This window comes from Bacillus sp. L_1B0_5 (genome assembly GCF_000836715.1).
Classification (GTDB): Bacteria; Bacillota; Bacilli; order Bacillales; family Bacillaceae_G; genus Bacillus_A; species Bacillus_A thuringiensis_S.
Genome location: NZ_JXIS01000035.1, coordinates 12806 through 29097 on the forward strand (window position 1 = coordinate 12806; position 16292 = coordinate 29097).

The window sequence follows — 16292 nt, forward strand, 5'->3', positions numbered from 1 at the left end:
TGTCTCCTTTCTAACATAACGCTGTATCTATCATAGCAAATAGCATATTACGATTTCCAGGAAGTTGGCTACCATTTTTTATCATAAGAGGTGAAAGGAGCGTTTCTTGGAAATTTTCTGTTTGAAGAAATTTACGAAATGTAAATCGTGAGTGTGGGACATCAATTCGTACTATACCATTCCAACATTCACATATCTTTTTTAATAATTGAATAGCATCTTCTTCTTGCTTGGCGATAAGTGGATTGATACATAATATATTGCCCTTTTGTATGCATAATGAAAAAGCTTCTATACGGTTATTTCTTTCAATTTTAAAAGAGTGTATGGCCCTTGGTAATAGCAAAGAGTAAAGTAGAGAACGATTCACACCAGTTGCAATTTGATCGAGAGAAGTAAGAGATATAAGGTCTTCTTCTCGTACTTGTTGCAAGTGAGAAGGGTACGTCTTAATAGTTTGCTTTTCAAAACGATGAATCGTTGTTGCTGTTTGAAATCCACATGATATGTATAGAGGTTCGCCAGCTTTTGTCGCAATAAGTGCAATTGGTTGTTTTGGATGAATTTGTTCCAAGCAATGATTTAGCAACATGCGCCCTATTCCTCGTCCTTGAAAATTAGGGTGAACGATTAACATACCAATGGAAGCGAAGTTACTCGTAAAGGGAAATACTCCTCCAGTCGCAATGAGTTTGTTTTCATGAATATAACCTACAAGTGTGCCGATAGAAAGATACATTTCGAATTGTTTTTTCATAAAAATTTCATCGTGTAACCATCCAACAGATTTGCAAAGATTAAGTAATTCAAAAATAAAAGACTCATTTAGCTTTACTATTTTCATAAAGGCTCACCGCATTTCTATTTAATTTCATAAAAATAGAGTCAAAATGTAAAAAAAGAGATTTACGTTAAATGAAATCCAACTTGTTTATATTTAAATTGTAAAGGGCGGGATGGTTGATACGAAAAGACAAAGTTATACAAATTATAACTGATATTTACATAAGTTAACAAAAAATTTACATACAGCTAATTTTCTCTTAATAGTCTTCCATTAAATTTGATAGTGGGAAATGAATAACCTAATTAGGGGGACAAGACAGTGAAAAAGTTTGTGAAAAAAGCATGGCCATTAGCAGTTGTGGCATCATTAGCAGTTACTTCGGTAGCAACATGGAATTTTACTCGTTCTAGTGAGGTTAATGCAGATGAGAACGGAAGCAATGCAAAGATTAAAAATGTTATCGTATTAATTGGGGATGGTATGGGCCCTTCATATATGACGGCTCACCGTTATATGAAAGATAATCCAAAAACCTTTGAAATGGAATCTACAGAATTTGATAAGCATCTTGTAGGAACACAAAAAACATATCCAGAAGATGAACATGAAAATATTACAGACTCTGCATCGGCAGCAACAGCTATGTCAGCAGGGATTAAAACATATAATGCTGCAATTGCAGTTGATAATGATAAAGCGGAAGTGAAAACAGTTCTTGAGCAAGCGAAAGAAAAAGGGAAATCAACGGGACTCGTTGCAACTTCTGAAATTACACATGCAACACCAGCTGCTTTCGGTGCGCATGACATTAGCCGTAAAAATATGGACGCAATTGCCAATGATTATTTTGATGAGAAAATTAAAGGGAAGCATAAAGTAGATGTTATGCTTGGCGGCGGCGTAAAGAACTTTGTTAGAAAAGATCGTAATCTTACAGAAGAGTTTAAGAAATCTGGTTATAGCTATGTAACGGATCGAGATCAATTGTTAAATGATAAAAATGATCAAATTCTTGGTTTATTTGCACCAGGTGGATTAGATAAAATGATTGACCGTAATGAGAAAACACCTTCATTAGAAGAAATGACTAATGCAGCAATTGAGCGTTTGAACAAAAATAAAAATGGTTTCTTCTTAATGGTGGAAGGAAGTCAAATCGACTGGGCTGGACATGATAATGATATTGTTGGTGCAATGAGTGAAATGGAAGACTTCGAAAAAGCTTTCAAAGCAGCGATTGAGTTTGCGAAAAAAGATAAAAATACGTTAGTTGTTGCAACGGCAGACCACGCTACAGGTGGATTATCTTTAGGTGCAAATGGTGAGTATAACTTTAAAGTAGATCCAATTAAAGCTGCAAAACGCACACCAGACTTTATGGCAAATGAGATTGCAAAAGGTGCAAATGTAGAAGAAACATTGAAAAAGTATATTGATTTACAATTAACTCCAGAAGAAATTCAAGCTGTAAATGATATAGCTCCGTCAAAAGATGTAACAAAGATTGATAATGCAATTGAAGATATTTTCAATAAGCGCTCGGTTACAGGCTGGACAACTGGTGGACATACGGGGGAAGATGTGAATGTGTATGCATTTGGTCCAGGTAAATACTTATTCTCAGGCGTTCAAGAGAATACAAATATAGCGAAACGTGTCTTTGATATTGTTGGCGGCGGCGATCCGAATAAAGGAAGACGTTAATTAAGAGTGAAAGTGAGGCAAATGCCTCACTTTTCTTTTTAGGAGTTGGAAATATGAAAAAATTATTTAGGAAATTAAGATTCCTTCTAGTATTTGTAGTATTACTAGTTGGATGTCAACAAGAAGAGAATAATGTAGAACAAAAATCTACTACTAAAAAAACTGAGGAAAAGGCACAAATAACAAAAGCAGAAGAGCAATCTATTCAAGATGTTATTAATACATTTGTGCGAACGACGAATGAAAAAAATCTTGCAGAACATATGGAGTTATTTTCAAAGAAGATGCCTAGTGCTGAAGACTTAAAAACACAAAAAGAAGCCGCATTTCAAAAGGGAAATAAGAAGATTGAATTGGAACATATAGATATGAAAGCTAGTAAAGTAGGGTATGTTATTGTTGAAACGAAAGAAAAGGAAGTAGACGATAGTGTCACTCTTCAAAAGAAAGTACAGTATGCTCTTGGAAAAGAAGATGAGAAATGGAAGATTGAAGAGGTTCGCACGATAGAGAAAAAATAACGTGAAACTTTAATAAGTGTGGGAGTCGTACTTCCCAAAAATGGTATAAAAAAAGGTTCTCATTGGCGAGAACCTTTTTTTATAGTGGTAGCATAATTTGATTTGAGCATGCCTCAATATCATCAATATCTTGACGAATTGTGGCCATTTTGTTATCAAGATCTTCAGCTTTCATTGCTGCATCATGTAGTTCATCTTTTAAATACTCCGGTATTTTCCCTTCATATTTATAATAAAGTTTGTGCTCTAAACTTGCCCAAAAGTCCATCGCCAGTGTACGTAACTGAATTTCTGCAAATACATCTTTTGTACCAGAATTTAGTGATAAAGGGTATTTAATAATCATGTGTAAACTTTTATAGCCGTTTCCCTTTGGGGTAGCGATATAATCTTTTACTTCTATGACTTCCATATCTTCGCGTTTTTGAATGACTTCTTTCAAATGATAGATATCTTCTACGAAGCAACATGTAATACGGATACCAATAATATCTTGTAAATGTGTTTGAGCGTTTTCAACTGTTGGTAACAAGCTTTTGCGCTCTAGTTTTTTAATAATACTTTCAGGTTGTTTTAGTCTTGTTTTTATATGTTCAAACGGGTTGTAATCCTCTAGAAATTGAGCTTCCCGGTTCATAATTTCAAATTTAGTTTTTAACTCTTCTAAAGCAAATGTATATGGTAATACAAAAGCTTTCCAGTAGTTAACTGTTGATTGATTATATTCCATTTATATACACACCTTTTCCTATTTACAAGTGAGGTTGTTATTATACTAAATACCAAATCATATAAGCACAAGCAGCAAATGATGAGATCATAAAGCGATATTTAGTTTTCATACTTTCAACTCCTTTCGAGTAAGATTCTATATAAATAAACTTGATTGTTAATAAGTTCACTATGTACAGTTTCTATAGTAATAGATTCGTGTGAATTTCGTATGAACTAATTGTTTCAGCTTTTTGTCTTTTTTGCTGTTAATCATAATTATTATTCGGATTTAAAGTGTTTTCATTTGATTTATCTATTTGTATAAATTAATGTATATTTAAATTTATAGTTATTAAGGAGGATATATGGTGAACTTTGAAGAATTAGCAATTGCTAGACGTTCTGCAATGAAATTTATACAAGGTATAGAAATCCCTAATGAGGATTTTAAAAAAATATTTGAGTTAACTAAGCTTTCTCCATCTTGCTATAATTTGCAGCACACACATTATGTTGTAATTCGTGATCAAGAGCGAAAAGAAAGATTAAAAGAATTAGCTTTTGGTCAATATAAAGTATCGAGTGCATCAGCGGTAGTGCTCGTTTGTGGTGATAAAAAAGCATACCAAAATGTTGAAAATATTTACTTCGGTATGAAAGTTTTAAAGATGATTGATGAATGCGAATATGAAGATACAATTAGGCAAACGAAAGGGTTATATGAAGGAAAAGGAGAGCGTTTCATGGAGGATGAAGCGATTAGAAATGCTTCGTTAAGCGCGATGACTTTTATGTACGCAGCTAAATATTATGGCTATGATACATGTCCAATGATTGGTTTCGATGAAAAAGCAGTACAAAGTGAATTAAATATGCCCGAGCATATAGTACCTGTTTTAATGATTACGATAGGAAAAAGTGATAAGACTCAAACTCGCCCACGAGGGTATCGAAAGCCGATTAGTGAGTTTGTTACATACGAATCGTTTTAATAAAATTTATTTAACTATAAAAACAAGGGGATTCTAAATGGAATCTTCTTGTTTTGCAATTGACAAATAGAATGAAGTTTTATAATATATAAATCGTAATCATTACGTTTTAGTTTGCGATCTTTGAAAGAAAGGAGAATTACCTATGCGTGTAAATATTACATTAGCTTGTACGGAGTGCGGTGATCGTAATTATATTTCTAAAAAAAATAAACGAAACAATCCAGAACGCATCGAACTAAAAAAATATTGTCCACGATTAAAGCGAGTAACGTTACATCGTGAGACGAAGTAGAAGACTAGAGATATCTCTAGTCTTTTTTTGTTAATAAGTTTTGGTTTTCTTTGTTATAATTACCTTAAATTGTAACAAAGGAGAGAGCATGGTGAATCAAAAAGATAAAGAAAGAAAAGAGCACGTAGCTCATATTATTGAAATTCCAGATGAATATAGGCTTGTTGTAGATGATCAAGAAGGGGTTGATGACCCGTATCATCTATTATGGTGGGGACATAAAGATGATGAGGAGAAACAGATACAAATTACATTAAATAGACATACTGGTAATTTAATTGAATTTAGGATAGATGATGGAAATTCTTTTTCGAGTGATAAGGGAGCGATAGAGGAGAATAAAGCAAGAGAGGTTGCAAATACATTCTTAAAAAAATATACAAAAGAAGGATATGAATTCTATACATATGTAACGGTTAAGGACGACAGGCGCGGTTGGAAAGAAGTAAATTATATGCAAGCGGTGAATAGCTATCCTTTGCCGAATACAGGGTGTGTTGTGCGAGTGCACCCTTCAGGTAATGTTGTGCATTTTCATTACAATGGACAAAAAGCCATAGAGAAAAAACCGTTATGGCCAAGTGAAATTGTTGGGGAGAATATCGTTTTAGAAAATTTGAAAGCTAGACAAAATATGAGACTTGTATTTGTAGATTTAACATACTCTTCATGTGAGTATGAAAACGGTGGAGAAGTAACAGGGTACCATCTTGTATATGAACCAGAGCCTAGTCATGCGTTTATTGATGCCAGTACAGGTAAAGATTTATATGGGCCAGAACACTATAAATTACCTTCTACAGTACTTGTTGATAAACCGCTAAAGAGTAGTCAAAAAAAAGATGTGTTTGATTTATTTGATTGGGACAAGGGGAAGTTTGTCAAAATAGATGAAAAAGTAGATGAGGATGAAGTCCGGATAAAATTTGTATTAAAAGAAGAATTACAAAAAGAAATAGAAGAGAAGGATTCATATTCAATGGATGAGTTTTATAAAAAACATTTTCCAATGTTGAAGCATGATGAATTCGTTGTAATTACTCTAGATAAAGAAACAAATCAATTGCTTTCTTTTTTTATGTGGAAGGATGAGAAAAAAAGGAAAACAATCTTATCAAGAGAGCAATGTTTAAGCAAAGCACTTCAATTTTTAGAGCATACTATCCCAGATGCGACAAAGTATGTTCAACTTTGGGATAATTATGAGGAGGAAGAGGGGATAGAGCGGTTTTCCTTTTCAATGTATGTAAATGACATTCATGTAGAGCGGAAATATATTATGATCAACATCAATGCAGAAAATGGTGCTGTTATGCACTACTCGGGGGAATCTAGCGACTTTATAAAAGAAGTACTTACATATGAAACAACACCAAAAGTAATAAAAGAAAAAGCGTTAGAAATATACAGAGAGGCTATCCGAGTTAAATTAGAATGGTTTTTAGATCATGATGCAGAGGAAACGAAATACAAACTACTGTACAAACAAACGACAGATGAAAAACATAAAGAACCTTTTGATTGTAGTCGGGAAATTCGTTATATTGATGCCCAAACTGAGAGAAAGATTTGGAGTAAGTAAAATAAAAAGAGTTATTTTTCAAAGAATATAAAAATAACTCTTTTTATTATTATAATTTGCCTGTTCGTTTTTCAAAAGTAAATGTGATAGGAAGATGGGAAGAAGAACTATCACTTTTAAATATTACTTTCCATTCTTTAGTATGGGATTTAATTTCAAAATTAAGAAGATTCATCGCTCTACGTTTATCTATTTCTAAAAACATATTATGAATTTCTGGTTCTTGCTGTAAATTAAGAGCCTTTAGTGTGACTGTTAATGTGAAAAAATTTTGCCCTTCATATACTATTTTTGATATTTTTGTTTTTTGTGTATTTAACAGTATATAAAAACGGTCTGATGGAGTTAATTGTACAGAGTCATCAGTAATTTCATTCTCGCTATTATAAAGTTCGACTAAGAAAGATGTACTATGGGAAGAATCTTTTTTGCTTGTAATCTGTAATTCAGTAGGAATCATCGGTATTTCATAAAAATCATTCCTTATTATGTTATTGTAATCCTTTGAAAATTTGTGGACTTCTTTTGGAAAAGAGTCTTCTTGTGTACTTAAAAAAGTTTTAAGTTGCTTTGGAGTTTTTTTACTAAAATTTAATGTTTCTTTAAAGTAATAATTGGATCCAGTTAAAAATAAAAAACTACAAATTAATAAAAAAATTCGATAGGGATTTTGAAAGTGAAAGAACAGTAGTATACATGTAATAAATCCAATTACATAGAAAATAAAGATAAGTAGTTCTAGTTTTGAATGAAAGGAGAAACCATAATTATGAAAAAATTTCATTCCAATTATAATTTGAGCTCCAAAAAACAAAGAAATTCCAAATTGAAAAAATAATAAATCAGGCCCTCTCTTAATAACAAAAGTAATGAACGAAATGAAAAGTAAAAATACCCCTAAATAAATTGTTACATTTAATAATCGATCTAATGTAAGCATGAATAGTGTCCCCTTTAATAGCATATTCATATATAAATAACAATTTTATATAATTATAATATAACAATAAAATATTTTAAATATTGGAAGTGTTGGTTTTTATAAATAAACTGTACAGACACAAACAACCTCACGCCCACATACACATAATAAAGACCACTATTTTGGCGGAGGTGAAAGGTTTGAGTCTATTCGCCGCAATTGGATATATGGTTCGAGAAGTGTTTGTCTTTGTTTCTTATGTGAAGAACAATGCGTTCCCGCAGCCGTTATCATCAGATGATGAGAGAAAGTACTTAGAGTTAATGGAGCAAGGTGATGCTCAAGCGAGAAATCTTTTAATTGAACATAATTTACGGCTTGTAGCTCATATCGTTAAAAAATTTGAGAACACAGGAGAAGATGCAGAAGATTTAATTTCAATTGGTACGATTGGGCTTATTAAAGCGATCGAGAGCTATTCCGCAGGAAAGGGAACAAAGCTTGCGACGTATGCAGCACGCTGTATTGAAAATGAAATTTTGATGCATTTACGTGTACTAAAGAAAACGAAAAAAGATGTTTCACTTCATGATCCGATTGGGCAAGATAAAGAGGGGAATGAAATATCGCTTATTGATATATTAAAATCAGAGTCTGAAGATGTAATTGATATGATTCAGCTTAGTATGGAGTTAGAAAAAATTAAAGAGTATATCGATATTTTAGACGAAAGAGAAAAAGAAGTGATTGTGAAACGTTTTGGACTTGGGCTTGATAAAGAGAAAACACAGCGGGAAATCGCTAAGGCGCTTGGCATTTCTAGAAGCTACGTATCACGAATTGAAAAGCGTGCCTTAATGAAAATGTTCCACGAGTTTGTAAGGGCAGAGAAAGAGAAAAAAGCGAAAGAATAAAGTGTATTAGAAGCAGCCGTATTTTAAAATAGGCTGCTTTTTTTTTGTAAATAAGAAAAGAAAACGCGTTATGCTAAGAAGAAATACATGTTCACTGTTGAAAATGGCGGATTCTATCTGTAATATTAGAAGGTGCTAAATAATTTAAGAATAATACCATACTTAGTTTTCTGCATGTATAATAAGGCTGCTTTATATGATATGTGGGAATAAGAACCAATTTTACATATGATATAGAAAGAAAAGAAGGGAAAACTAAAGTTATAGACTGATTAGGAGGTTTCGCAATTTGCGACGTACATTATATCGACTTATGATAGAACTTACAAATGGTCGCTTTACTTCTTATATATTACGTAAATTTGCACAATCTCGTTTGAGCTCTATCATTATTCCATCGTATGCGAAAGTTTTTCAAATTAATCAAGATGAGATGGAAAAGGGCTTGAAGGAATATAGAACATTGCATGATTTATTTACGCGTAAGCTAAAAGAAGGAATGCGTAGTATTGATACAGATGCATCGAGTATCGTTAGTCCTGTTGATGGTGTTTTTGCAGATCATGGTCCTATTGAGGACACAAAGACATTTGATATTAAAGGTAAGCGTTATTCAATTGTGGATATGCTAGGTAATGAAGAACGTGCAACGCGATATGCAGGCGGTACATATATGGTAATTTATTTGAGTCCAAGTCATTATCATCGCATTCATAGTCCGCTTTCTGGTTCTGTGACTGAAAGATTTGTACTCGGTAGAAAATCATATCCGGTAAATGCAGCTGGTATGGAATACGGGAAAGAACCGTTGTCAAAAAATTATCGTTCTGTTACAGAAGTAAGCAGTGATAGCGAGCATATGGCTCTTGTAAAAGTAGGTGCTATGTTTGTTAATAGTATTGAGCTTTTGCATGAAAGAGATACTGTTCAAAAAGGTGAAGAAATGGCATACTTTACATTTGGTTCAACAGTTGTGTTATTGTTTGAAAAAGATATGATAGAAGTAGTGCAGGAATTGAAGAGTGGACAAGAGCTTCGTCTGGGTGAAAAAATTGCTACTCGATTAACTCACAAATAAAGAAAAGTTTTTATAACCGTAAGTAAGAGTTATGGGCAAAGATACTTAATGATGAAATCCCCTAGATGGGAGTACTTGTTTATTCGAGAGCCATCGTAGGATGGCTCTTTTTACAGGTCATCCAATCATTTATCCCGTAACTGTTTGATTGGTACGGGATGATTAAAGTTTCGCTTTATATGTAATCAAGAAGATTTGACAAGCTTGTCCTCTAATGAGCGTCTAATAATTTCTTGTTTTATAAGTAAAATGAAGTCGGGATTTAATTTTAGTTCTTTTGCTTTATAATAAGACTCAGTGAGTAACTCAGTAGATAACTGTTCCATATGTTTTGTTTTCAAGGTGAGTCACCTCCTAATAATATAAGGATTGATTCGTTGATGCATTTAATGTACCAAAAAAATATGACAGTCACAAACGAGTGGTTATCCACATACCTAGGTGGATAAGGTGTGTATAGAATGTTAGTAAATTCCAAATTAACTGAAAAATTAATGTGGAAAATGTGTACAATTTTATCCACAGGTTATATATCGAAAAATGTTGTCGAAAAATTTTATGAAAAATCCTCAAAGAGGTGAAAGAAATTGAAGCTATTTTTACCGAATGAATATGTGAAAAATGTATATCATGTTCAACCAGAAGATTTGAAAAAACGTGGAATTAAAGGCGTTATTACTGATTTAGATAACACTTTAATTGAATGGGATCGTCCAAATGCAACGCCGCAACTTGAAGAATGGTTCTTAAAAATGAAAGAGCAAGGCATCCAAGTAACGGTCGTTTCAAATAATAATGAGCAACGTGTAAAAGATTTTGCTGATCCATTAGGTATTCCATTTATTCATAGTGCACGTAAACCATTTGTCCGAGCGTTTAAGCGTGCGATACAAGAGATGCATCTGCAGGCAGAGGAAGTTGTAGTAATTGGAGATCAGTTACTGACTGACGTGCTTGGTGGAAATCGAGTAGGACTTCATACAATTTTAGTTGTACCGGTAGCACAAACGGACGGATTAGTGACGCGCTTTAATCGGAAAATTGAACGAAGAATCATGAAAAATATGAAGAAAAAAGGTTTAATTAACTGGGAGGAATAAAGTTTGACTGAAACAATTAAATGTATTGGTTGCGGTGTAGAAATTCAAACAGAAAATAAAAACGAAGTGGGGTATGCTCCTACCTCATCTTTAGAGAAAGAACAAATCATTTGTCAACGTTGTTTTCGCTTGAAGCATTACAATGAAATTCAAGATGTATCGTTAACAGATGATGACTTCCTACGCATTTTAAATGGAATTGGAAAATCAGATGCATTAGTAGTCAAAATTGTAGATATTTTTGATTTTAATGGTAGCTGGTTACCTGGCTTACATCGTTTCGTAGGAAATAATAAAGTATTACTTGTTGGAAATAAAGCTGATTTAATTCCAAAGTCAGTAAAACATGATAAAGTAAAGCATTGGATGCGCTATAGTGCAAAGCAGCTAGGATTAAAACCAGAAGATGTCTTTTTAATTAGTGCAGCGAAGGGACAAGGAATTGCTGAACTAGCAGATGCTATTGAGTATTATCGCGGCGGCAAAGATGTTTACGTTGTTGGATGTACGAATGTAGGGAAATCGACATTTATTAATCGTATGATTAAAGAATTTAGTGATGAGACTGAAAATGTAATTACAACATCTCATTTCCCAGGAACAACACTGGATTTAATTGATATTCCATTAGACGAAGAATCTTCTTTATATGATACGCCAGGTATTATTAACCACCACCAAATGGCTCATTATGTTGGAAAGCAGAGCTTAAAGCTTATTACACCAACAAAAGAAATTAAGCCGATGGTATTCCAATTAAATGAAGAACAAACGTTATTCTTTAGTGGATTGGCACGCTTTGATTATGTAAGTGGTGGTCGTCGTGCGTTTACTTGTCACTTCTCGAATCGCTTAACAATCCATCGTACAAAGCTTGAGAAAGCAGATGAATTATATAAAAATCATGCTGGGGATTTACTAAGCCCACCAACGCCAGAAGAATTAGCAAATATGCCTGAGTTAGTGAAATACGAATTTAATATTCGTGAACCAAAGACGGATGTTGTATTCTCTGGATTAGGATGGGTTACTGTGAACGAACCAGGAGCAAAAATTGTTGCACACGTACCAAAAGGAGTAAGTGTTTCACTACGTAAATCTTTAATTTAATATGGAGAGGGATTTATGAAACAATTATATGGTGTAATCGGAAATCCAATTGGACATTCATTATCACCCGTTATGCATAACGATGCATTTGAACACTTGAATATGGATGCCCATTATCATGCATTCCTTATTGAAGAGGAAGCGCTAGGGGAAGCAGTAAGAGGTTTAAAAGCATTAGGTATTTCAGGATTTAATGTAACAACTCCGCACAAGGTTGCTATTATGGAGTATTTGGATGAGATTGATCCATTGGCAAGGAAAATCGGTGCAGTAAATACAGTGGTTCATAAGAATGGAAGGTTGATTGGCTACAACACAGATGGAATTGGTTTTGTTCGAGCGCTGCAGTCAATTAGTAATGAACCACTTCAAGGGAAACGTATTTTGTTACTTGGTGCAGGTGGTGCTAGCCGAGCTATTTATTTTTCTCTTGCTGATGTAGGTGTAAAAGAGATTGATGTAGCCAATCGTACAGTAGATAAGGCAAAAGAACTTATTGCTGCACGTACGGCCGATGTTAATTCTGATGCTTTGTCGTTAGAAAAAGCGACAGAAGAACAAGGAAATTATGATATTATCATTCAGACGACAACAATAGGTATGCATCCACACGTCGAACATACGCCATTACAAATTTGTTCGTTAAAAAAAGGAACGATTGTATCAGATATAATTTATAATCCATTTGAAACGAAAATTTTATGTGAGGCAAAAGAGCAAGGTGCAATCATTCAAAATGGTATTGATATGTTTGTTTATCAAGGAGCACTTGCATTTGAAATGTGGACAGGACGTGTACCAAATATTGATCGAATGAAACAATTAGTTATAGAAAAGCTTGGAGGCTAACATATATGTTAACAGGAAAACAAAAAAGATTTTTACGTGCACAAGCACATCATTTAACACCAATTTTTCAAGTAGGAAAAGGCGGAGTAAATGAAAATATGGTGAAACAAATTGGAGAAGCGTTAGAAGTTCGTGAACTATTTAAAGTGAGCGTATTACAAAACTGTGAATTTGATCGTCGTGAAGTTGCAGAAGAACTTGCACAAGGTGCACGTGCTGAAATCGTTCAAGTAATTGGAAGTACAATCGTTTTATACAAAGAATCAAGAGAAAATAAGCAGATTAAGCTTCCTCGATAAAAAGATTAGCATGCGCTATTTTTATCGCTGATGCGTAATGATGTAGAGAGCGAAACCAATTGAACTTTTATTAATAGCAATTCTCTTCATTCTTAACCGAGGAGAGTTGCTGTATGTAAAAGGAAGGGGCGTTTCTTTTGAGGAAAATTGGCATCATTGGCGGTACATTTGATCCGCCTCACTATGGACATTTGCTAATTGCAAATGAAGTATATCACGCTTTGAACTTGGAAGAAGTATGGTTCTTGCCAAATCAGATTCCGCCACATAAACAAGGGCGGAATATTACAAGTGTAGAAAGTCGTTTACATATGTTAGAGCTCGCGACTGAGGCAGAAGAACACTTTTCTATTTGTTTAGAAGAGCTAAGTAGGAAGGGCCCATCTTATACGTATGACACTATGTTACAATTGACGAAGAAGTATCCGGATGTGCAGTTTCACTTTATTATTGGTGGGGATATGGTTGAGTATTTAGCGAAGTGGTATAACATTGAAGCTTTACTTAATCTTGTAACGTTTGTTGGAGTTGCAAGACCTGGGTATACATTGCATACACCATATAAGATTACTACAGTGGAAATTCCGGAATTTGCAGTTTCTTCATCCTTATTACGTGAGAGATATAAGGAGAAGAAAACGTGTAAATATTTACTTCCTGAAAAAGTACAGGTATATATCGAGAGGAATGGGTTGTATGAATCGTGAGAATGCACTGCATATTGTCAAACAACAAATGCATGAAAAACGTTATATACACACAATTGGTGTAATGGAGACAGCGCTTGAGCTTGCTAAGTTATACGGTGTGGACGAGAAAAAAGCAGAGATGGCAGCTATATTCCATGATTATGCGAAATGTAGAGCAATTTCAGAGATGGAAGAGATTATTAAACGTGAAGATTTGCCGAAAGATTTACTTTGCTATAATAAAGAGTTGTGGCATGCGCCTGTTGGGGCATACTTAGTAGAAAAAGAGGTAGGCATTACGGATTCTGAAATATTGCAAGCTATTACATATCATACAAGTGGTCATGAGAACATGACGATGTTAGATAAGGTGATTTATGTAGCTGATTACATTGAGCCAGGGCGAAAGTTTCCGGGTGTGGAAGAGGCTCGTAAACTCGCATATACGGATATAAATCAAGCTTTATTATTTGCCTTAAAAAGAACAATTCAATTTTTAATGGAAAAAAATCAGACGATTTATCCATTAACATTCCAAACATACAATGCAGTTATCAAGGAGGAAATGAGTAAATGAACGATAAAGATTTATTAGTATTAGCAGCAAAAGCAGCTGATGATAAAAGAGCAGAAGATATGGTTGTCCTAAATATGCAAGGTATTTCACCAATTGCAGATTATTTCATTATTTGTCACGGTAATTCAGATAAACAAGTGCAAGCAATTGCACGTGAAATTAAATCAAAAGCACATGAGTTCCAAATCGACGTACAACGTATGGAAGGTTTTGACGAAGCACGTTGGGTATTAGTTGATCTTGGAGATGTAGTTGCCCATGTATTCCATAAAGATGAGCGTAATCACTATAATTTAGAGCGTCTATGGGGCGATGTGCCACGTGAAGATATAACAGAAGAGCTAGGCCAATGAAATACGAACAATTTGCATTGTTGTACGACGAACTGATGAATGATGTCCCTTATGATAAATGGGTGGAATTCACAGAGGAAAGCTTGCAGCAGGCAGATATGAAAGAGGCAAAGATTCTTGATGTAGCATGCGGTACGGGTAATGTAACCCTTCCGCTTGTGCAAAAGGGTTACGATTTAATAGGTGTCGATCTTTCAGAAGAAATGTTAACAGTCGCTCAGCAAAAACTAGGAGGGGAGGGATACTTTATTCCTTTTTACCAACAAGACATGCGAGAGCTTGATGTTCCAGGTGAGTTTGACTGTGTCACTATCTTTTGTGATTCATTAAATTATGTATTGCAAGAAGATGGAGTGCAAGAAACATTTAGAAGAGTGTTTCACCATTTACGCCAAGATGGTTTGTTTTTATTTGATGTACATTCTCTATATAAAATACATCATGTATTTCAAAATGAAACGTATACAGTGAATGGAGAAGAAATATCTCTTATTTGGAATTGCTTCCCTGGTGAAGAATCAAATAGTGTAGAGCATGATTTAACATTCTTTGTTCAAGATCCGGAAGAAGATGTGTACCATCGGTTTGACGAATGTCACGTGCAACGTGCATATCAAGTGGAAGAGTTAACGAAATGGCTTGAAGAAGCGGGTTTTACAGTTCTTCGTGTAACAGGTGATTTTGAGCGACTTGAAGTTACAGAACAAACAGAGCGTATTTTCTTCATGGCGAAGAAAAACGGATAAAACAAATAAAACAAAAGCAACCGAGAAGGTTGCTTTTGTTTTATAAAGAAGATGTATTTTTAGTTCTAGCATAATCTGAAGATCGTATGCGTAAAGTGTGGGAATAGTAGTTGAAGTGAAAATGTATTGTAAAAAAGTAAGTATTTATAAAAAGGATTTGGAATGAAAATGACGTATTTATTATGTGTGTTTATTGAATTGCTGATCAACGCATTCTAAATCTTCATCAAATTTTTCATGTGTTCGCTCGATTAACTTATGGAACATATCTCCAACGTGTTCTTCTAAAACCCGAATGCCTTCCCCGGTAACGCCGCCTTTCACGCAAACCTTTTCTTGTAAGGTAGGTAATGTGAAGATTTCTTTTTCAAGTAATTTCCCCATCCCCACGACCATTTCACTTACTAAAGTAGTAGCCTCTTCGTGTGTAATATTTGTTTTATCTACAGCAGCGTTAATGAAGCATTGTAGTAAATAACTAAAGAAAGCAGGACCGCAACTTGCTATATCAGATGAAACGCGTGTTATATCTTCTTCTATTACAAGAGGTGTAGAAATATTTTTGAATAGACGAAGTAGTTTTTGTTGCCATTCTTCAGAGCAATTATCTCCAAATGTAAATAGTGAGGCGCCAGAGAGGGCGCGATTTGTGATACTTGGAATAATACGTGCGACGTGGCACGGTACGAGAGTCTCTAATTGTGATGGAGATAATGGACTTGTAATAGAAACTAAGCACGTTTCATCAGAAAAATGTTCAGCATATTTTTTTAGGATAGGGTATATATCTATCGGCTTAACGCAAATAAAAATAAGTTGTGATTGTTCGATTACTTCCGGGATTGTTTTTGCTATATGAACAGAAGGGTATTTTTCTTTTATATGATATGCTTTGGCAGGCGTCCGATTAATGATTGTAAGGCACGAAGGTTTGACAGCACGGGTTTCTAAAAATGCATCGATTAGTATATTCCCCATGTTTCCTGTCCCTATAATTCCTATGTTCAAAGTTTCATCCCTCCTTCGTAACAGCTTTCTCCTAAACAATATGAATGATGTT

At 34.3% G+C, this 16292-nt stretch carries 20 protein-coding genes; 15 read left to right on the forward strand and 5 right to left on the reverse strand.

What is annotated here, in order from left to right; all coding sequences use genetic code 11:
- Positions 1 to 10: 10 nt before the first annotated feature.
- Positions 11 to 844, reverse strand: coding sequence for a GNAT family N-acetyltransferase (locus RT27_RS11565; protein ID WP_043936223.1), 834 nt, complete (start codon positions 842 to 844; stop codon positions 11 to 13).
- Between the two features lie 261 nt (positions 845 to 1105).
- Here RT27_RS11565 and RT27_RS11570 point away from each other — a divergent pair, with 261 nt between their 5' ends.
- Both RT27_RS11570 and RT27_RS11575 read left to right on the forward strand, forming a co-directional pair.
- Positions 1106 to 2491, forward strand: coding sequence for an alkaline phosphatase (locus RT27_RS11570; RefSeq protein ID WP_043936225.1), 1386 nt, complete (start codon positions 1106 to 1108; stop codon positions 2489 to 2491).
- 53 nt (positions 2492 to 2544) lie between these two features.
- Positions 2545 to 3012: a hypothetical protein gene (locus RT27_RS11575; RefSeq protein ID WP_043936226.1), complete on the forward strand. Its 468-nt coding sequence runs from the start codon at positions 2545 to 2547 to the stop codon at positions 3010 to 3012.
- Positions 3013 to 3091: 79 nt separating this feature from the next.
- Here the strand turns inward: RT27_RS11575 and RT27_RS11580 are convergent, their stop codons facing one another.
- A complete protein-coding gene (locus tag RT27_RS11580; protein ID WP_043936229.1) occupies positions 3092 to 3742 on the reverse strand; it encodes a GTP pyrophosphokinase family protein in 651 nt (216 codons plus the stop codon).
- A 349-nt stretch (positions 3743 to 4091) separates the two neighbouring features.
- On the opposite strand from RT27_RS11580, the gene RT27_RS11585 reads away from it, so the two are divergent.
- The 3 genes from RT27_RS11585 (at position 4092) to RT27_RS11595 (ending at position 6595) form a co-directional block, all read left to right on the forward strand.
- Positions 4092 to 4718 carry a nitroreductase family protein gene (locus RT27_RS11585; RefSeq protein WP_043936231.1) on the forward strand — a complete coding sequence of 209 codons (627 nt, stop codon included), beginning with the start codon at positions 4092 to 4094 and terminating at the stop codon, positions 4716 to 4718.
- A 145-nt stretch (positions 4719 to 4863) separates the two neighbouring features.
- Positions 4864 to 5013 carry a 50S ribosomal protein L33 gene (gene rpmG / locus RT27_RS11590; RefSeq protein WP_001265617.1) on the forward strand — a complete coding sequence of 50 codons (150 nt, stop codon included), beginning with the start codon at positions 4864 to 4866 and terminating at the stop codon, positions 5011 to 5013.
- A gap of 88 nt (positions 5014 to 5101) precedes the next feature.
- Positions 5102 to 6595: a YcdB/YcdC domain-containing protein gene (locus RT27_RS11595; protein WP_043936233.1), complete on the forward strand. Its 1494-nt coding sequence runs from the start codon at positions 5102 to 5104 to the stop codon at positions 6593 to 6595.
- A gap of 49 nt (positions 6596 to 6644) precedes the next feature.
- Here the strand turns inward: RT27_RS11595 and RT27_RS11600 are convergent, their stop codons facing one another.
- Positions 6645 to 7565 carry a hypothetical protein gene (locus RT27_RS11600; RefSeq protein WP_082044871.1) on the reverse strand — a complete coding sequence of 307 codons (921 nt, stop codon included), beginning with the start codon at positions 7563 to 7565 and terminating at the stop codon, positions 6645 to 6647.
- A gap of 152 nt (positions 7566 to 7717) precedes the next feature.
- On the opposite strand from RT27_RS11600, the gene sigK reads away from it, so the two are divergent.
- Together sigK and RT27_RS11610 are read left to right on the forward strand one after the other, a co-directional pair.
- Entirely contained in the window at positions 7718 to 8431 is a 714-nt protein-coding gene (gene sigK / locus RT27_RS11605; RefSeq protein ID WP_000051382.1) for an RNA polymerase sporulation sigma factor SigK, read from the forward strand.
- A 289-nt stretch (positions 8432 to 8720) separates the two neighbouring features.
- A complete protein-coding gene (locus RT27_RS11610; RefSeq protein WP_029443329.1) occupies positions 8721 to 9509 on the forward strand; it encodes a phosphatidylserine decarboxylase in 789 nt (262 codons plus the stop codon).
- Between the two features lie 185 nt (positions 9510 to 9694).
- Here the strand turns inward: RT27_RS11610 and RT27_RS11615 are convergent, their stop codons facing one another.
- On the reverse strand, positions 9695 to 9850 hold the full coding sequence (locus RT27_RS11615; RefSeq protein WP_000850094.1) for a sporulation histidine kinase inhibitor Sda: 156 nt from the start codon (positions 9848 to 9850) through the stop codon (positions 9695 to 9697).
- A 246-nt stretch (positions 9851 to 10096) separates the two neighbouring features.
- Between RT27_RS11615 and RT27_RS11620 the strand changes: the two genes are divergently transcribed.
- The 8 genes from RT27_RS11620 to RT27_RS11655 all read left to right on the forward strand — a co-directional run bounded on the left by RT27_RS11620 (position 10097) and on the right by RT27_RS11655 (position 15232).
- Positions 10097 to 10609, forward strand: coding sequence for a YqeG family HAD IIIA-type phosphatase (locus RT27_RS11620; protein WP_000765307.1), 513 nt, complete (start codon positions 10097 to 10099; stop codon positions 10607 to 10609).
- A 3-nt stretch (positions 10610 to 10612) separates the two neighbouring features.
- A complete protein-coding gene (yqeH, locus tag RT27_RS11625) occupies positions 10613 to 11719 on the forward strand; it encodes a ribosome biogenesis GTPase YqeH (RefSeq protein WP_029443328.1) in 1107 nt (368 codons plus the stop codon).
- A 15-nt stretch (positions 11720 to 11734) separates the two neighbouring features.
- Positions 11735 to 12568, forward strand: a complete 834-nt coding sequence (gene aroE / locus RT27_RS11630) for a shikimate dehydrogenase (protein WP_029443327.1) — start codon at positions 11735 to 11737, stop codon at positions 12566 to 12568.
- A 5-nt stretch (positions 12569 to 12573) separates the two neighbouring features.
- A complete protein-coding gene (yhbY, locus tag RT27_RS11635) occupies positions 12574 to 12867 on the forward strand; it encodes a ribosome assembly RNA-binding protein YhbY (protein ID WP_000955228.1) in 294 nt (97 codons plus the stop codon).
- A gap of 137 nt (positions 12868 to 13004) precedes the next feature.
- On the forward strand, positions 13005 to 13574 hold the full coding sequence (nadD, locus tag RT27_RS11640; RefSeq protein WP_043936237.1) for a nicotinate-nucleotide adenylyltransferase: 570 nt from the start codon (positions 13005 to 13007) through the stop codon (positions 13572 to 13574).
- Positions 13564 to 14133, forward strand: a complete 570-nt coding sequence (yqeK, locus tag RT27_RS11645) for a bis(5'-nucleosyl)-tetraphosphatase (symmetrical) YqeK (RefSeq protein WP_029443326.1) — start codon at positions 13564 to 13566, stop codon at positions 14131 to 14133. The genes nadD and yqeK overlap by 11 nt, the downstream gene beginning before the upstream one ends.
- The gene (gene rsfS, locus RT27_RS11650; protein WP_000998173.1) at positions 14130 to 14486 is read left to right on the forward strand and encodes a ribosome silencing factor; all 357 of its coding nucleotides are present in this window, start codon (positions 14130 to 14132) and stop codon (positions 14484 to 14486) included. Before yqeK ends, rsfS begins: the two co-directional genes overlap by 4 nt.
- A complete protein-coding gene (locus RT27_RS11655; protein ID WP_000873069.1) occupies positions 14483 to 15232 on the forward strand; it encodes a class I SAM-dependent methyltransferase in 750 nt (249 codons plus the stop codon). The genes rsfS and RT27_RS11655 overlap by 4 nt, the downstream gene beginning before the upstream one ends.
- Positions 15233 to 15412: 180 nt before the next feature.
- On the opposite strand, the gene comER is transcribed toward RT27_RS11655, so the two are convergent.
- Positions 15413 to 16240 (reverse strand): late competence protein ComER, encoded by an 828-nt coding sequence (gene comER, locus RT27_RS11660; RefSeq protein WP_043936239.1) that lies wholly within the window; start codon positions 16238 to 16240, stop codon positions 15413 to 15415.
- Positions 16241 to 16292: the final 52 nt, after the last annotated feature.

Coding starts and splice junctions, on each gene's coding strand:
- rsfS (WP_000998173.1), top strand. CDS start 14,130: ATGAACGATAAAGATTTATTAGTATTAGCAGCAAAAGCAGCTGATGAT.
- yqeK (WP_029443326.1), top strand. CDS start 13,564: ATGAATCGTGAGAATGCACTGCATATTGTCAAACAACAAATGCATGAA.
- RT27_RS11595 (WP_043936233.1), top strand. CDS start 5,102: ATGGTGAATCAAAAAGATAAAGAAAGAAAAGAGCACGTAGCTCATATT.
- RT27_RS11580 (WP_043936229.1), bottom strand. CDS start 3,742: ATGGAATATAATCAATCAACAGTTAACTACTGGAAAGCTTTTGTATTA.
- RT27_RS11585 (WP_043936231.1), top strand. CDS start 4,092: ATGGTGAACTTTGAAGAATTAGCAATTGCTAGACGTTCTGCAATGAAA.
- RT27_RS11655 (WP_000873069.1), top strand. CDS start 14,483: ATGAAATACGAACAATTTGCATTGTTGTACGACGAACTGATGAATGAT.
- RT27_RS11575 (WP_043936226.1), top strand. CDS start 2,545: ATGAAAAAATTATTTAGGAAATTAAGATTCCTTCTAGTATTTGTAGTA.
- RT27_RS11565 (WP_043936223.1), bottom strand. CDS start 844: ATGAAAATAGTAAAGCTAAATGAGTCTTTTATTTTTGAATTACTTAAT.
- rpmG (WP_001265617.1), top strand. CDS start 4,864: ATGCGTGTAAATATTACATTAGCTTGTACGGAGTGCGGTGATCGTAAT.
- RT27_RS11600 (WP_082044871.1), bottom strand. CDS start 7,565: ATGAATATGCTATTAAAGGGGACACTATTCATGCTTACATTAGATCGA.
- aroE (WP_029443327.1), top strand. CDS start 11,735: ATGAAACAATTATATGGTGTAATCGGAAATCCAATTGGACATTCATTA.
- yhbY (WP_000955228.1), top strand. CDS start 12,574: ATGTTAACAGGAAAACAAAAAAGATTTTTACGTGCACAAGCACATCAT.